A 632-nucleotide genomic window follows, 5' to 3' on the forward strand; every position below is an offset into this window, starting at 1 on the left:
CCTGGAGCAACTGCGCCAGACGTTGCCGCTGCTGGCGGTCGACCCCTACCTGCGCCTGGACGACAGCGCCTGGCACAGCCACAGCCAGCAGGAGCAACCGCTGCCCGAGCTGAGCGATGTACTGGCCCTGCTCGACCGCGAAGCCGGGGACCTGGACCTGGTCGGCATCTATGCCGCCGGGCCCATCTGCCGTGGCTTTGCCAGTTCGTTTGGCGCCTTCGGCTGGCATCAGGCCAACAGCTTCAACGTGGACTGGAGCCTGTTCCATGAAAATGGCCAGGCGGTGAAAGCCAACTATGCCGGTCAAGAATGGAACTCCGACAACTTCACCGCACGGCTGCGCCAGGCGCGGGAGCAACTGGGTTTCCTCGGCCTTCCGGCAGTCACCCTGAAGCCCGGCAGCTACCGCGCCTATCTGGCACCGTCAGCCATGGACGAGATCGCCGGCATGCTGTGCTGGGGCGGCTTCTCGGCGCAGGCGCTGGCCACCGGCAACAGCGCTCTGCAGCGCCTGTACAACGGCGATGCACGACTGAGCCCGCTGGTAAGCTTCACCGAGCAGGTCAGCGGCTCGTTGAGCCCGGCGTTTTCCGATGAAGGCTCGCCACGCCTGGATGTGCCATTGATTCAGC

The 632-nt window shown here is 65.5% G+C and carries 1 pseudogene; it reads left to right on the forward strand.

The window, feature by feature from the left end:
* Positions 1–632 (forward strand): annotated as a pseudogene (locus tag HP547_RS29215) (metallopeptidase TldD-related protein); the annotation flags it as partial.

Source organism: Pseudomonas sp. CM27, from assembly GCF_013179515.1.
GTDB lineage: Bacteria > Pseudomonadota > Gammaproteobacteria > Pseudomonadales > Pseudomonadaceae > Aquipseudomonas.